The sequence below is a fragment of the Streptomyces fractus genome, assembly GCF_049844455.1.
Lineage (GTDB): Bacteria > Actinomycetota > Actinomycetes > Streptomycetales > Streptomycetaceae > Streptomyces > Streptomyces fractus.
This window is the reverse complement of sequence record NZ_JBMYHI010000002.1, coordinates 7,169,476-7,184,536: the sequence shown is the minus strand read 5'-3', so window position 1 is coordinate 7,184,536 and position 15,061 is coordinate 7,169,476. Positions and strand designations below refer to the sequence as shown.

Genomic DNA, 15,061 nt, shown 5'->3' with positions numbered 1-15,061 from the left:
ATGTCCGCAAGCCGTCGCAAGCTCGCCGCGTTCACCACGGTCGGGGCGATCCCCCTCGCCCTCACCGCCCTGTCCGCGGCTCCCGCCGCGGCGCACGGCACGCTCGGCGATCCTGCCAGCCGGGTCGCCGCCTGTTACGCGGAGGGCGCCGAGAGCCCCACGTCGGCGGCGTGCAAGGCGGCGGTCGCCGAGGGCGGCCCGCAGGCCCTGTACGACTGGAACGGCATCCGGGACGGCGAGGCGGCCGGCAAGCACCAGGAGAACATCCCGGACGGCAAGCTGTGCTCGGCGAACTCCGACGAGTTCAAGGGCATGGACCTGGCCCGCGACGACTGGCCCGTGACGAAGGTCTCGGCGGGCTCGTACACCTTCAAGTACAAGGTGACCGCCCAGCACAAGGGCACCTTCAACCTCTACATGACGAAGCAGGGCTACGACCCGTCGAAGCCGCTGAAGTGGTCCGACCTGGACCTCTCTCACCCGGTGGCGACGAAGACCGACCCGGTGGCATCGAACGGCTACTACACCTTCTCCGGCAAGCTCCCCGACCGCACGGGCCGCCAGCTGATCTACGGCATCTGGCAGCGCTCGGACAGCCCGGAGGCGTTCTACTCCTGCTCGGACGTGACGTACGGCGGCGCCGCGTCCACGACCTCGGCCACCGAGCCCTCGGACGAGCAGATCGCGGCGGACACCGACAAGTCGACGGTCGACCACAGCGGCATGAACATGGACGACCACTCCTCCCACACCAACTCCCCCGCCGCACAGGGCAATTCACAGAACCTCGCCGAAACGGGCGGCGACTCCACGACCCCGTACATCGCGATGGCCGGCGCGGCGGCCCTGTCGATCGGCGCGGCGGCCCTGTTCACGTCGATGCGCAGGCGCGCCACGAGCGGCCGTCACGGCCGCTGAGCCAAATTGGACCCCTGCGACGATTGAGCCATTCAAGCCCCTGCGGCGATTGAGCAGCGGGGCCCGGGGCGGAGCCCCGGGTCCGACCGGGGAGCCGCCGGCTCAATCGCCGCGGGAGCCCAAAAGGGTCACCACGTGGGGCGGATGGGACCGCCGGAGGCGATGGTGGCCAGGCCGTCCGCCAGCGCACGGGCCTCCCGTTCACCGAGCCGGTCCACCCACCCCCGAACCGCTTCGGCCGCCGCCTCCTCCGCCGCCCGCGTGCACTCCCACCCGCGCGCGGTCAGCACGACAAGCCGGGCCCGCGCGTCCTGCGGATGGGGCCGCCGCTCCGCGTACCCCTTACGCACCAGTTCGTCGACGAGCTGACTCGCGGCCTGCTTGGTCACACCGAGGTGCACGGCGAGATCCGTGGCGGTGGCGTCTCCGGCAGAGAGGCGCACGAAGGCGAACCCGTGCGCGGGGCGCAGCTCGTCGAACCCCCTGGCCACGACCCCTTCGTGGATACGTCGCGTCAATTCGCCCGCGGCGGCGAGCAGCGCGGTGGACAGGTTCATGGCTTCGGCGTTCTGCACGCGGACATTGAAACACCCTTGACGTGATGGTCAAGCGGCCTGACTATATGGTCAAGTTACTTGACCATCTCACACGAGGGAGAAGACATGTCAGTTATCCGCGCCTCGGAGGCCGTCGTGCACGAACTGCACGGCGGCCGCTTCGTCTCGTATGCCACTCCCGCCGCCGGGAGCAAGGAGTTGGCGGCCTGGCGGGGCGAGATCCCCGCGGGGATGCGGGGGCCTGCGCACAAGGTCTCGCGCGAGGAGGTGTTCCTCCTGCTCACCGGCAGCCTGTGCCTCACCCTCGACGGGGTTCGGCACACGCTCGCGCCGGGCGATGTGGCGATCGCCAACGCGGCGACGACTCTTGAGGTGGAGAATCCGACGAGTGAGGTGGCGACGATGTGGGTGACCACGTCGGTGGGGCTGGAGGCGGAGTTGGCGGACGGTACGCGTATCGCTCCGCCGTGGGCCCAGTAGGTCCGGGTCGGCTGCTCGTCTCCCGCTCGCGGGGCTCTGTGCCCCGGACCCCGCTGGCTCTCGTCCCAGAGCGGGACTTGAGTGGCTGGATTCAGGCCGCCGCGGGGCGCACCATGTCGGGGCCGAACTTGTGCCGGGCTCGGTCGACGGCCGCCTCGATGCGACGGTCCCGTTCGTCCGCCGGGTCGAACAGGAGTTGGCGAGGGGCGAGTTCCGCCGACACCAGATGGTCCGACCGCAACGTGAAGGACCGTACGCGGGCCCGCTGCAGGCCCAGCCGGTCATGGAGTTCGTACGCGGACGCCGTCAGGGCCGGGGTGTGGGCGGTGGCCTCGCGGAGCTTCAGCGTGCGGGTCGTCGTGCTGCGGTCCGCGTAGCGCACGGTGAGGGTGAGGGAGCGGGTCGCCTGCTCCTCGGCGCGCAGCCGCAGGCCGAGCCGGTCGGTGAGCGCGAGGAGCGCGGCGCGTTGCCGGTCGCGGTCCAACTCGTCCTGCGGGAAGTCGTGTTCGACGCGGATCGAGCGGGCCGGGGCCGCCGGTACCACCCGTGTCGGGTCGAGGCCGCGAGCCGCGTCGTGCAGTCGGCGTCCGGCGGCGGCGCCGAGGATCCGCTGCAGGGTGCCGAGCGGCGCGGCGGCGATCCGGCCGACGCTGTCGAGGCCGTACGAGGACAGGGTGCGGGCGGTCGCGGGGCCCACACCGTGCAGGGCGGCGGCCGGTTTGTGGGCGAGGAAGGCGGTGACCGCGTCCAGGTCGTCGGGGAGTTCGCGGACCGCCGAGGGCGGCCCGTCGGCGGCGACCATGCGGGCCAGCATCGGGTTCGCGGCGACGCCGATGGTGGAGCGGAGCCCGTACAGGCCTCCCGTGCGGGCCCGGATGCGCTCGGCCAGACCGGCCGCATCCGTGCCGAAGTAGCGCAGGCCGCCCGTGACGTCGGCGAGCGCGGCGTCCGGCGGCAGCGCCTGCACGAGGGGCGTGAACTCGGCCAGCAGGGCGAGCAGGTGGAGGTAGAGCTTCTCGTCCACCAGGTCGTGGAAGTGGACGTACAAGACCTGCGACACCTGCTCCGCACTCCCTTTCGTCATCCCGCGCTCCCCGGGCTCTGGTGCCACAACTTGCGGCTCTGCTTGACGGGTTCGCCGGGTGGCTGGAGGTCGGCCCAGGGGTGCAGGTCGTAGCCCGTCTCCAGGCGGATGCTGCGGCCGTCCGCCACCGTGTCGGACGGGGGCCGCTCCGCGGTGAGCCGGTCCGTCACCGCCGACAGGCCGCCCGTGCGGCGCAGTTCGGCGAGTTCGGCAAGGTCCCAGGCGGCGGACCCGGTGACCGACAGCGCCTTGCCGTTGCCGCCGCCCCTGCGCTGCACCACGCCGCGTACGAGGAGCAGCCAGGAGTGGAAGACGGTGTGTGCGGCCGCGTCGTGGCTGTCCTCGAAGAACGCGCAGTCGACAAGACCCGAGGTGTCGTCGAGCGTGGTGAAGATGACGCGTTTGCCGGAGCGGACCGGCGGGGTCTGTACGGCGCCCTTCGCGCCCGCGACGAGGACCACCTGTCCGTGCGGCAGATCCTTGAGTCGGTGCGCGGAGGCCACCCCGAGTTCGTCGAGCAACTCCCGGTGATCGCCCAGGAGATGGCGCGAGGTGTCCATGCCGAGCACGCCGAGTTCGGCGCCGAGCCGTTCGGCGTCGTCGAGGTCGGGCAGCTGGGCGGGGGCCACCTCAGCGGGCGCCTCCCCCGTCGCTCCGAGCGCCAACTGTCCCTGCGCACCGCCCCGTTGACCCCGCAGCGACTCCGCGATGTGCAGCATCAGGTCCCGCCGGTTGCGCCCGAAGGCGTCCAACGCACCGACCTGCGCGAGCCGTTCGGCGACCGGGCGGGACGGGCGGGCGCGGGAGAGGAAGTCCTGGAGCGAGACATAGGGGCGTCCCGCGACGATCCGCTCCGCCTCGGCCTCGCTCATGCCGCGTACGTCACTGAGCGCAAGTCGGACACCATGAACGAAACCGCCACCACCATCAGACACCAGTTCGATTCGATAGGCCGGATCCGACGCGTTCACATCGAGCGGCAGCACCGGCACCCCCCACCGCCTCGCGTCCGCGAGCAGCAGCCGCTTCGGGTACATGCCGGGGTCGTGCGTGAGCAGCCCCGCGTAGAACGCCGCCGGATGGTGCGCCTTCAGCCACGCCGACTGGTACGACGGCACGGCGAACGCCACGGCGTGCGCCTTGCAGAACCCGTACGCGCCGAACGCCTCGACGATCTCCCAGGTCCGCGCCACGACCTCCTCCGCGTATCCGCGCCTGCGCGCCTGCTGCGCGAACCAGGCCCGCACCCGCCCGAGCTGGTCCGGCTTCGAGAGCGCCCGCCGCGTGTAGTCGCCGAAGGCGAGGCCGCATCCGGTCATCACGTCCAGGATCCGGATGATCTGCTCGTGGAAGACGACCACCCCGCACGTCTCCTCCAGCGCCTCCTTCAGGTCCGGGTGCGGGTACGCGGGCGCCTGTTTGCCGTGCCGCGCCTTGATGAACGGGTCGACCATGTTGGCCGCGACCGGCCCAGGACGGAACAGCGAGATGTCCACGACCAGGTCGTGGAAGGTCTCGGGCCGCAGCCGCGCGAGCAGATCGCGCTGCCCCGGCGACTCGGTCTGGAAGCAGCCCAGGGTCTGCGAGGACTGGATGAGCCGATACGTCTTCGGGTCGCCCGGCGGCACCTGCGCCGGATCGTCCAGGTCGATGCGGCGGCCGCCCACCCGCTCGATCTCCTGGACCGAGTGCGCCATCGCGGACTGCATCCGCACCCCGAGGACGTCGAGCTTGAGCAGCCCGAGGTCCTCCACGTCCTCCTTGTCGAACTGGGACATGGGAAAGCCTTCGGTGCTGGTCGGCACGACCGGGGTGCGCCGCAGCAGGGTGGTGTCGGAGAGCAGCACGCCGCACGGGTGCATGGCGATCCCGCGCGGCAGCGCGTCGAGCGCCTCGACCAGGTCCCACATCTTGCTGCCCCCGTGCGCCTCCGGGTCGATGCCGCGCAGCTCGGGCAGTTCCCGGAGCGCGGAGCGGGCGTCGCGGGCCCGGATGTGCGGGAAGGACTTCGCGAGCCGGTCCACCTCGGCCGGTTCCATGCCGAGGGCGAGACCCACGTCCCGTACGGCATGGCGGACCCGGTAGGTCTCCGGCATGGACACGGTGGCCACCCGCTCGGGTCCGAAGCGGTCCAGGATCGCCCGGTAGACCTCCAGGCGGCGGGCGGACTCCACGTCGATGTCGATGTCGGGCAGCTCCATGCGCCGCTCGGACAGGAAGCGCTCCATGAGGAGCCCGTGTTCGACCGGGTCGGCGGTCGCGATGCCGAGCAGATGGTTGACCAGGGAGCCCGCCCCTGAGCCGCGCGCGGCGACCCGGATGCCCAACTCCCTCGTATCGGCGACGACTTGGGAGACAGTGAGGAAGTACGAGGCGTAGCCCTGCCGTTCGATCAGGCCCAGCTCGTCCTCCAGGCGCTCCCAGTACCGGCGCTTGTAGTCGTAGCGGCGGGCCAGCATCGCGGCGTCGCAGCGCGAGCGGAGGACCCGGTCGGGGGTGCGCCGGGCGGCGCCGACGAGGCCCGGTTCGGGGAAGTGCACGCGGCCGAGCCCCAGGTCGTCCTCGGGGTCGACCCGGCAGGAGGCGGCCGTGTCCTCCGTGACGTCGAGGAGGCGGCGCGCGGTGTTGGCGCCGTATCCGGCGGCCTCGGCGACCTGCTCGGCGACGCGCACCATGTCGGCGGCCGGCTTGAGCCACCGCTCGCCGCTGTCGAGGGTGCCGCGCGGATCGATCGGCACCAGGCGGCGGGCCGAGTCCAGCACGTCCGCGACCGGCCCCTGCTCGGCGTCGGCGTAGCGGACGGCGTTGCTGAGTACGGGGAGGATCCCCTGGTCGGCGGCGAACCCGAGGGCGCGGGCGGCATGGCGCAGCGAGCCGGGCCCTGTGCCGCTCAGCCCGTGGGAGACGACCTCGATCCGCAGCGCCGCGCTCCCGTATCGCTCCCGCCAGGGCGCGAGCAGCCGGGCCGCGCGGTCCGGGCGCCCCGCGGCGAGCGCGCGGCCGACGTCCGAGTCCGGGCCGAGCAGGACGACGACGTGGCCACCGTGGTCGTGGCCCTCGCCGAGCACTCCCCAGGGGAGCAGGGGCCGGCGGTCGCCCCCCGCGTCCCGGTGCGCCGCGGTGACGAGCCGGCACAGCTCGGCCCAGCCGTCCGCGCCACCCTGGGCGAGGAACACCACGCGCTGCGCCGACTCGTCGACGAACGCGCCGCCCCTGGCCGGTGTGCGCCGCCGTTCGGTGCGCTCGGCCGCCTCAAGGGGTGCGGCCACGGCGAGGTCCACCCCGAACAGCGGACGGATCCCGGCCCTGCCCGCGGCCTTGGCGAAGCGGACGGCGCCGCCGAGGGTGTCCCGGTCGGTCAGCGCGAGGGCGTCGAGGCCGCGCTCGGCGGCGCGCTCGGCGAGCGCGTCCGGGTGCGAGGCCCCGTACCGCAGGGAGAACCCTGAGGCGGTGTGCAGATGCGTAAAACCCCGCATCCGAACCACCTCGCCACTACTCCCCCCTCTAGCCGACCTGCCACAACAGCCCCATCAGGACCGATGCCCTCACCGTAAACCATGTTCGAATATTTGTGCGAGTCGAAACGCGGGGCGGGTCCGCCCACCCGTTCGGCCCACCCCGACTGCACGAGCCAGGGCCGCGCCCGAGCGTTGAGGCATGAAGTTCGCCGAAGAGTTCAGATCCGCCGTCACGCCCAGAGCCGCGCTCCTTGTCATCGGTGTCCTGGCTCTCCAGCTCCTGTTCATCACCTCGTACGTGGGGGCGCTGCACAATCCGAAGCCGAAGGACGTCGCGTTCGGCGTCGTCGCGCCGCAGCCCGCGGCGGCGAAGCAGCTCGCGCAGCAGCTGGACAAGCTGCCGGGCTCCCCGCTCGACGCACGGGTGGTCAAGGACGCGAAGACCGCGCGCGAGCAGGTCCTGAACCGGGACATCGACGGCGCCCTGGTGTTCAGCGCGAAGAGCCCCCGGGACACCCTCTACGTCGCGTCCGGCGGCGGCACCGTCCTGGCGTCCGCGCTCGAGGGGCTGGCCACCACGATCGACGCCCAGCAGCAGCGCACGGTGAAGACCGTCGACGTGGCGCCCGCGTCGGTGCAGGACTTCGACGGCCTCTCGGCGTTCTACCTCGTCGTCGGCTGGTGCGTCGGCGGCTATCTGTGCGCCTCGATCATGTCGATCAGCGCCGGGTCCAAGCCGGCGAGCCCGCAGCGCGCCGCCATCCGGCTCGGCTCGCTCGCGGTCTTCTCGATCGTGGGCGGCCTCGGCGGATCACTGATCATCGGCGACTCGATCCTGGGCGCGCTGCCGGGATCCTTCTGGGGCCTGGCCGGGCTCGGCGCCCTGATCACCCTCGCCGTCGGCGCGATCACGCTCGCCCTGGAGGAACTCACCGGCGTCGTCGGCATCGGTCTCGCGGTCCTGATCATCGTCGTCGCGGGCAACCCGAGCGCGGGCGGCGCCTTCCCGCTGCCGATGCTGCCGCCGTTCTGGCAGGCGATCGGCCCCTGGCTGCCACCGGGCGCGGGCACCTGGGCAGCCCGCTCCATCGCCTACTTCCACGGCAACGACCTCACCCAGTCCCTGCTCGTCCTGTCCGCGTGGGCGGTGGTGGGCACCGTCGCGACGCTGCTGGTGTCGGGCCTGCGCGAGAAGCGGCGGGGCGCGCGGACGGGGCCGGTGCCTGCGGCGGAACCCACCGCATGAACCCCTGATGCTCCAGTGGGTCCTGCCCTCCCGGCTGGAACCGGGTCGCCGGCCGGCTCGGGCTCAACAGCCCGTCGCCAGGCCCTACTTGGCCCCGTAGTACGCCTGCCGCATCAACCGCTTCATGTCGTCGATCATCGGCATCCGCGGGTTGGCGGGCGCGCACTGGTCGGCGTAGGCGTTCATGGCCTGCTGCGGCAGGGCCTCCATGAACTCCCTTTCGTCGACGCCCTCTTCGCGGAACGACGCCGGGATCCCGCAGCGGTCGCGCAGTTCCTCGACCGCCTTCGCGTACGACTCCACGCCCTCTTGCGGGCTCGCGGCCGGCAGCCCCAGCATCTTCGCGATCTCCTGGAACCGCTCGGGCGCCCGGTAGGTCTCGGCCTTCGGCCACGGCGTCGCCTTGTACGAGACGGTGCCGTTGTGCCGGATGACGTGCGGAAGCAGCAGCGCGTTGGTGCGGCCGTGCGCGACGTGGAAGGTGTTGCCGAGGGTGTGCGCCATCGCGTGGACGAGGCCGAGGAAGGCGTTGGCGAAGGCCATGCCCGCGATGGTCGAGGCGTTGTGCATCTTCTCGCGCGCCTCGGGGGCCCGGGAGCCCTCCGTCACGCACGCCTCCAGGTTCTCGAAGATGAGCCTGATGGCCTGGAGGCACTGGCCGTCGGTGAAGTCGTTCGCGTACACGGAGACGTACGCCTCGGTGGCGTGGGTCAGCGCGTCGAAGCCGGAGTCGGCGGTCACCGTCGGCGGCAGGTTCATCGGCAGCGTCGGGTCGACGATCGCCACGTTCGGGGTGAGCGCGTAGTCCGCGAGCGGGTACTTCTGGGCGGCGGCCGGGTCGGAGATGACGGCGAAGGGGGTGACCTCGGAGCCCGTTCCCGAGGTGGTCGGGACGGCGACGAGCTTCGCCTTCTCCCCCAACTGCGGGAACGTATAAGCCCTCTTGCGGATGTCGAAGAACTTCTCCTTCGTGTCAGCGAACTCGATCTCCGGGTGCTCGTACATCAGCCACATGATCTTCGCGGCGTCCATCGGCGAGCCGCCGCCGAGCGCGACGATCGTGTCGGGGCGGAAGTCCCGCATCGCGGCGGCGCCCGCCTGCACGGTGGCCAGCTCCGGGTTCGGCTCGACGTTGTCGATGACCTGCAACGTCACCGCTGTGGGGCGGGAGTTGAGGATGTCGGTGACCTTCTGGACGAAGCCGATGTCACCCATCGTCTTGTCGGTGACGACCGTGACCCGGTGCACATCGTCCATCTCCGCGAGGTACTTGATGGCGCCCCGCTCGAAGTAGATCTTCGGCGGGATCTTGTACCACTGCATGTTGGTGTTGCGCCGGCCGATCCGCTTGATGTTGACGAGATTGACCGCGGAGACGTTGTTGGAGACCGAGTTGTGGCCGTAGGAACCGCAGCCGAGGGTCAGCGACGGGAGGAAGGAGTTGTAGACGTCGCCTATGCCGCCGAACGTGGAGGGCGAGTTGACGATGACGCGGATCGCCTTCACGCGGCGGCCGAACTCCTCGGCCAGCTCCGGGGATTCGGTGTGGATGGCGGCGGAGTGGCCGAGGCCGTTGAACTCGACCATCCGCGCGGCCAGTTCGATCCCCTGCTCCGTGTCGCTCGCCTTGAGGGCGGCGAGGACCGGGGAGAGCTTCTCGCGGGTCAGCGGCTCGTCCGGGCCGACCTCCGCGCACTCGGCGACGAGGATCGAGGTGTCATCGGGGACCTCGAAACCGGCCTGCTCGGCGATCCAGGCGGCCGACCTGCCCACGACGGACGCGTTCAGCTTGGCGCCCGAGCAGTCGCCGCCGTGGGCGGTGGCGCCGAAGACGAACTCCTCCAGCTTGGCCTTCTCCGCGGCCGTCACCACGTGCGCCTTGAGGCGTTGCAGCTCGGCGATCCCGTCCTCGTAGATCTCCCGGTCGAGGATCACGGCCTGTTCGGAGGCGCAGATCATGCCGTTGTCGAAGGCCTTGGAGAGCACGATGTCGTGGATGGCGCGGCCCAGCTTGGCGTCCTTCGCGACGTACGCCGGTACGTTGCCCGCGCCGACGCCGAGGGCGGGCTTGCCGCACGAGTAGGCGGCCTTGACCATGGCGTTTCCGCCGGTGGCGAGGATCGTGGAGACGCCCTCGTGGTTCATCAGGAGGCCCGTCGCCGCCATCGACGGCTCCTCGATCCACTGCACGCAGTGCGCGGGGGCGCCGGCCTCGACGGCCGCGTCGCGCACGATGCGCGCGGCCTCGGCGGAGCACTTCTGGGCGCCGGGGTGGAAGGCGAAAACGATCGGGTTACGCGTCTTCAGGGCGATCAGCGCCTTGAAGACCGTGGTCGACGTGGGGTTGGTGACGGGGGTCATCGCGCAGATGACGCCGACGGGTTCGGCGATCTCGGTGATGCCGTTGATCTCGTCGCGGGAGATGACACCGGCCGTCCTGAGTCCGCGCATCGAGTTCACGACGTGCTCGCTGGCGAAGAGGTTCTTGACCGCCTTGTCCTCGAACAGGCCCCGGCCGGTCTCCTCGACGGCGGCCCTCGCCAGGTCCCCGTGGTGACTGAGCGCCGCGAGCGACGCCTTCTTGACGATGTGGTCGACCTGCTCCTGGTCGTACGTCTCGAATTCCGCGAGCGCCGCCCGCGCTCCCGCGACGAGTTCGTCGACTGTCCCCTCGACATCCACGGCAGGCTCCCTTTTTAGTGCCTTTTTCGCTGATGCCTCAATTCCACACCTTTACGCTCCGCTGATGGAGCGCGGAAGGGCCCTGGTGCGCGGGACCAAGGCCCCGGGGACCAAAGAAAAAGCCCCGCCTCCCGGTTTCCGGGAGGCGGGGTACAGGCGTTCAGGTCAGCCGATTTCCGTGCCCGTGGCGGAGAGCGCCTCCGTCACCGGCTGGAAGAACGTCTCGCCGCCGGACGTGCAGTCGCCGCTGCCGCCGGAGGTGAGGCCGATCGCCGAGTCGCCGGAGAGGAGCGAGCCGCCGCTGTCACCGGGCTCGGCGCAGACGTCGGTCTGGATGAGGCCGTTGACGATGTCGCCGTTGCCGTAGTTCACGGTGGCGTCGAGGCCCTTCACCGTGCCGTCGTGCACCTGCGTGGTGGAGCCGGAGCGGGTCACCTTCATGCCGACGGTGGCTTCCGCCGCCTTGGTGATCTGCTGCGCGGAACCGTTGTAGAGGTTGACCTCGCTGGGGTGGTCGACGTCCGACGTGTACTTCACGAGCCCGAAGTCGTTGTCGGGGAACTGGGAGTCGGCGTTCGTGCCGATCTCCTGGCCGCTGGAGTCGGACCACGTGGAGATCGACTCCGTGCAGTGGCCCGCCGTGAGGAAGAACGGCTCGCCGCCCTTGGTCACGTTGAAGCCGAGGGAGCAGCGGCCGCCGCCCCCGCTGATGGCGTCGCCGCCCGCGATGAACGGCTTGAACTCGCCCTGACTGCGCTTGAGTTCGGCCTTGTCGCCGAGCTTCTCGACGACTCCGGTGAGCTGGTTCCAGTCGGCGCCCTTGACGGTGCGGTCGGCGGTGACGACGACCTTGTTGGTGGCGGGGTCGACGGCCCAGGAGGTGCCCGGGATGGTCGCGTCCTGCTTCAGGGTCGTCCGTGCGCCCTTCAGCTCGGCGAGGGAGTTCTGGACGACTCTGGCCTTCGCGCCGGCGGCCTGCGCCGTCTGCGCGGCGTCGTCGTCGAGGACATTGACGACGAGCTGCTTGGTCTTGGCGTCGTAGTAGCTGCCCGCCGAGTTCGCGCCCAGGTCCTTGGTCAGACTCGAGGCGAGACTTCCGGCCTTGGCGATCGACAGCTTCTGGGGCACCAGGTCGGGGGCGTCCGTGCTGGCGTTCGCAGTCTGGAAGGTGATGCCCGCGGCGGCCAGGGCGAAGATTCCCGCTCCGACCACTGCGGCACGTCGCTTGGGTATGCGTCGGTGCTTCAACTCTCGTCCTCCTGTGGGGGGTTGGGATTCCGGTTCGAGTGGGGCCGGACCGGATCCGTGAGGCTGACTGGGCTACTATCCCGACCGTCACAGGGGGCACACAAGGTCGACTTCCGGACGCGCGTTCGCCAACCGTCGTACGCCCTTCACCACTTGGGTGCGCCCCCGCGCCGCACGTCGATCCCCATTGCAAAGACTCCAGGCACTCAGGGATGGGCGGAGGGTGAGGTCTAGTCCTGTCCGGATTTCGCCCCTGCTTGGCCACCGTTCACGGCGGGTTCAGGGGCCTCCGCCGCCTCCTTCTCCTCGAACACGGGGGCCTGCGCACGCGCTTCGGTCAGCCCCGGCAGCGTCCCCTCGGCGAGGTGCGTGACGGCGGTCTGAGCCGCGTGCGCGGCGTCCCCCGGCGCGGCCCGCTCCAGGAAGCGCAGCAGCTCGACCGGGAAGGGCAGCACCAGCGTCGAGTTCTTCTCGGCGGCGACCGCCACCACAGTCTGGAGCAGCCGGAGTTGGAGGGCCGCGGGCTGTTCCGACATCACGCCCGCCGCCTCGGCGAGCTTCTTCGAGGCCTGCAACTCGGCGTCGGCGTTGATGACGCGGGCCCTGCGCTCCCGGTCGGCCTCCGCCTGCCGGGCCATCGAGCGCTTCATTGTCTCCGGCAGCGACACGTCCTTGATCTCGACCCGGTCGATCTGGACACCCCAGCCGACGGCCGGACTGTCGATCATCAACTCCAGGCCCTGGTTGAGCTTCTCGCGGTTCGACAGCAGATCGTCGAGATCGCTCTTGCCGATGATGGAACGCAGCGACGTCTGCGCCATCTGCGAGACGGCGAACCGGTAGTCCTCGACCTGCACCACGGCCTCGGCCGGGTCGATCACCTTGAAGTAGATGACGGCGTCCACCCGCACCGTCACGTTGTCCCGCGTGATGCCGTCCTGCGCGGGCACCGGCATCGTCACGATCTGCATGTTGACCTTACGGAGCCGGTCCACGAACGGCACGACCATCGTGAACCCGGGGCCGCGCACGGACCGGGTGAGCCGGCCGAGCCGGAACACCACCCCTCGCTCGTACTGCTTGACGACCCGCGCCGCGGACATCATGTAGACCCCGCCGGCGCATACGACGGCCACTCCCGCCGTCACCAGTTCCTCGACCATCTCACGGCCCCCCAGGGTCCGAAGTGGGCGCAAAAGGCGCGTACTTCGACGGTAGTCCCGTAAGGGGCACATAGGGAGAGCCCCCGCCGGGCCGAAATGGCCGGACGGGGGCTCCCACTGCTGGCTGCTGCGACCGCGGAGGTATCGCGGGGTGGAGCGGGTCGGATCAGTAGACGCTCACGCCGTACGCGCTGAGCGCCTCGGTCACCGGCTGGAAGAACGTGGTGCCGCCGGAGGTGCAGTTGCCGCTGCCGCCGGAGGTGAGGCCATAGGCCTTGGTGCCGCCGTAGAGCGGGCCGCCGGAGTCACCGGGCTCGGCGCAGACCGTGGTCTGGATGAGTCCGGAGACGACGTCGCCGCCGCCGTAGTTCACGGTGGCGTTCAGGGCGGTCACCTTGCCGCTGTGGATGCCGGTGGTGGAGCCGCGCCTGGTCACGGTCGTCCCCACGGAGGGGGTCGCCGCGCTCGTGATGTCCTGGCTGCCGACGGTGCCGGCGTGGGCCACGCCGCTCGCGTACTTGACGATGCCGTAGTCGTTGCCGGGGAAGCTGGATCCGGTGGTGGTGCCGATGGTGGTGGAGTGCGAGGAGTTGGACCACCAGGTTCCGGCGCCGTCGGTGCAGTGACCGGCGGTCAGGAAGTAGTAGGTCCCGGCGCTGTTGCGGACGTTGAAGCCGAGTGAGCAGCGCCAGCTGCTCGCGTAGATGGCGTCGCCGCCGGATATCAGCTTCTTGAACGTGCCCGGCGTGCGCTCGACCTTGAGGGCGCCCGCGGTGTCACCGGCCGCCTTCTCGATCTTGTTGATCTCGGCCTGCGAGACCGTGCTGTCGACGGTGACGACGACCTGCTTGGTCTTGGAGTCGACAGCCCAGGCGGTGCCGGCGACATCGGCGGAACGCACCGCGTCCCGGGTCTGGGTGAGTTCGGCGGCGCTGAACGTGTGCGCCGCGTCGGACGCGTTGGCGGAGGGAATCGCGAAGGCTGCCACGGCGAGCAGACCGGTACCGACGGCGATCAGCCGGGTCGATCTGGTTCTGCCGCTGCGGGGGGTGCTGCGCATGATCCTCACTGCTCGTTCCTCCCGTAGGGAAGTCGGGGGCCCTCGTGGGGTTGGGCCCGTGAGGCGCAGTCAGGGGTGCGGCGGCGGTCCGGATCCCGGACACGCCGTGCTCCTGACAATCGCTGACGGGAGTATTCGCCGGTCCGGCGGCCACGCACAAGAGTGCCTTTCGGACTTCCGCCACTTCTCCGCAAACGTCTCCGCCCCGCCGCGGGAGCGGCGGGGCGGAGACGTTCCCTGGTCAGCGGGACAGCGCAGGCGTCCGCTTCGGCCGCGTGCGCACCCCGATCACCTGGTCCATCAGCGCGCCGAGCACATCCCGCACCGAAGCCCGGGTGCGGGCGTCGCACTCGACGATCGGCACCTCGCCGCCGAGCCCCAACGCCTCCCGGATCTCGCCGAGTTCGAAGCGCTCGGCCCCCTCGAACCGGTTCACGGCGAGCACGAACGGCGCCCCTTGCGTCTCGAAGTAGTCGAGCGCGGGGAAGCAGTCCTCGATGCGCCGTGTGTCGACGAGCACCACGGTCCCGAGCGCGCCCTCCACCAGGTCGTCCCAGAGGAACGAGAACCGGTCCTGCCCGGGCGTGCCGAACAGGTACAGCGCGAGGGTCGGGTCGAGCGTGATGCGTCCGAAGTCGAGGGCGACGGTGGTCGTCGTCTTGTCCTCGACCCCGTCGAGCGAGTCGACGCCGACGGAGACCTGGGTGATCGAGGCCTCGGTGTCCAGCGGTTCGATCTCCGACACCGCCCCGATGAACGTGGTCTTGCCGACACCGAGACCTCCACTGACCACGATCTTCACGGCCAGCGGGGCGATGCGTTCAGAGCGCCCTGACATGGTCCCTGATCCTTTCGAGGGTGTGGAGCGGCAGCTCCGCGGGTTGCGAACACGACAGTCGTCCGCCGACGACGAGGTCGGCGACGAGCACCTTGGCGACTCCGAGCGGAACCCCGACGGCCTCCGCGATGTGCGCGATGGTGGACGGTTCTTGACACATCGTCACGATGCGCTGGTGCTCGAACGCGAGCGGCGCGGCCCCCTCCGCCGCGTCGAGCGCGACGACGAGGGTCTCCAGGCGCAGATCGGCCTGCGCGGGCAGGGCGCGTCCACCGGTGATGATGAAGGGGCGGACGAACTGGTCGTCGTCACCCTCATGCTCTTGGG

The 15,061-nt window shown here is 70.5% G+C and carries 11 protein-coding genes and 1 pseudogene; 3 read left to right on the top strand and 9 right to left on the bottom strand.

Going from position 1 to position 15,061, the window contains the following annotated elements; all coding sequences use genetic code 11:
- Positions 1-918, top strand: a complete 918-nt coding sequence (locus ACP4E5_RS34540; protein WP_425835666.1) for a lytic polysaccharide monooxygenase auxiliary activity family 9 protein — start codon at positions 1-3, stop codon at positions 916-918.
- Between the two features lie 128 nt (positions 919-1,046).
- On the opposite strand, the gene ACP4E5_RS34535 is transcribed toward ACP4E5_RS34540, so the two are convergent.
- Positions 1,047-1,493: a MarR family winged helix-turn-helix transcriptional regulator gene (locus tag ACP4E5_RS34535; RefSeq protein WP_425835664.1), complete on the bottom strand. Its 447-nt coding sequence runs from the start codon at positions 1,491-1,493 to the stop codon at positions 1,047-1,049.
- An 87-nt stretch (positions 1,494-1,580) separates the two neighbouring features.
- On the opposite strand from ACP4E5_RS34535, the gene ACP4E5_RS34530 reads away from it, so the two are divergent.
- On the top strand, positions 1,581-1,955 hold the full coding sequence (locus tag ACP4E5_RS34530) for a cupin domain-containing protein (protein WP_425835662.1): 375 nt from the start codon (positions 1,581-1,583) through the stop codon (positions 1,953-1,955).
- Positions 1,956-2,046: 91 nt separating this feature from the next.
- Here ACP4E5_RS34530 and ACP4E5_RS34525 read toward each other — a convergent pair whose 3' ends face one another.
- The gene (locus tag ACP4E5_RS34525) at positions 2,047-3,039 is read right to left on the bottom strand and encodes a DNA polymerase Y family protein (protein WP_425835660.1); all 993 of its coding nucleotides are present in this window, start codon (positions 3,037-3,039) and stop codon (positions 2,047-2,049) included.
- Positions 3,036-6,515: a DNA polymerase III subunit alpha gene (locus ACP4E5_RS34520; protein WP_425835658.1), complete on the bottom strand. Its 3,480-nt coding sequence runs from the start codon at positions 6,513-6,515 to the stop codon at positions 3,036-3,038. Before ACP4E5_RS34520 ends, ACP4E5_RS34525 begins: the two co-directional genes overlap by 4 nt.
- 181 nt (positions 6,516-6,696) lie before the next feature.
- Between ACP4E5_RS34520 and ACP4E5_RS34515 the strand changes: the two genes are divergently transcribed.
- Positions 6,697-7,743, top strand: coding sequence for a DUF3533 domain-containing protein (locus ACP4E5_RS34515; protein ID WP_425835656.1), 1,047 nt, complete (start codon positions 6,697-6,699; stop codon positions 7,741-7,743).
- Positions 7,744-7,827: 84 nt separating this feature from the next.
- On the opposite strand, the gene adhE is transcribed toward ACP4E5_RS34515, so the two are convergent.
- The 6 genes and pseudogenes from adhE to ACP4E5_RS34485 all read right to left on the bottom strand — a co-directional run.
- Entirely contained in the window at positions 7,828-10,425 is a 2,598-nt protein-coding gene (gene adhE / locus ACP4E5_RS34510; protein WP_425835654.1) for a bifunctional acetaldehyde-CoA/alcohol dehydrogenase, read from the bottom strand.
- A 165-nt stretch (positions 10,426-10,590) separates the two neighbouring features.
- The gene (locus ACP4E5_RS34505; RefSeq protein ID WP_425835652.1) at positions 10,591-11,673 is read right to left on the bottom strand and encodes a S1 family peptidase; all 1,083 of its coding nucleotides are present in this window, start codon (positions 11,671-11,673) and stop codon (positions 10,591-10,593) included.
- Between the two features lie 230 nt (positions 11,674-11,903).
- Positions 11,904-12,836, bottom strand: a complete 933-nt coding sequence (locus tag ACP4E5_RS34500) for a slipin family protein (protein WP_425835650.1) — start codon at positions 12,834-12,836, stop codon at positions 11,904-11,906.
- Between the two features lie 166 nt (positions 12,837-13,002).
- Positions 13,003-13,905 (bottom strand): S1 family peptidase, encoded by a 903-nt coding sequence (locus ACP4E5_RS34495; RefSeq protein ID WP_425835648.1) that lies wholly within the window; start codon positions 13,903-13,905, stop codon positions 13,003-13,005.
- A gap of 232 nt (positions 13,906-14,137) precedes the next feature.
- Positions 14,138-14,734 (bottom strand): GTP-binding protein, encoded by a 597-nt coding sequence (locus ACP4E5_RS34490; RefSeq protein WP_425835646.1) that lies wholly within the window; start codon positions 14,732-14,734, stop codon positions 14,138-14,140.
- A pseudogene (locus ACP4E5_RS34485) lies at positions 14,718-14,981 on the bottom strand (DUF742 domain-containing protein); the annotation flags it as partial. The gene ACP4E5_RS34490 and the pseudogene ACP4E5_RS34485, both read right to left, overlap by 17 nt.
- Positions 14,982-15,061: the final 80 nt, after the last annotated feature.

Excerpts from the sequence above, each read along its gene's own strand:
- ACP4E5_RS34530 (WP_425835662.1), top strand. The coding sequence starts at position 1,581 with ATGTCAGTTATCCGCGCCTCGGAGGCCGTCGTGCACGAACTGCACGGC.
- ACP4E5_RS34540 (WP_425835666.1), top strand. The coding sequence starts at position 1 with ATGTCCGCAAGCCGTCGCAAGCTCGCCGCGTTCACCACGGTCGGGGCG.
- ACP4E5_RS34515 (WP_425835656.1), top strand. The coding sequence starts at position 6,697 with ATGAAGTTCGCCGAAGAGTTCAGATCCGCCGTCACGCCCAGAGCCGCG.
- ACP4E5_RS34490 (WP_425835646.1), bottom strand. The coding sequence starts at position 14,734 with ATGTCAGGGCGCTCTGAACGCATCGCCCCGCTGGCCGTGAAGATCGTG.
- ACP4E5_RS34520 (WP_425835658.1), bottom strand. The coding sequence starts at position 6,515 with ATGCGGGGTTTTACGCATCTGCACACCGCCTCAGGGTTCTCCCTGCGG.
- ACP4E5_RS34500 (WP_425835650.1), bottom strand. The coding sequence starts at position 12,836 with ATGGTCGAGGAACTGGTGACGGCGGGAGTGGCCGTCGTATGCGCCGGC.
- ACP4E5_RS34525 (WP_425835660.1), bottom strand. The coding sequence starts at position 3,039 with ATGACGAAAGGGAGTGCGGAGCAGGTGTCGCAGGTCTTGTACGTCCAC.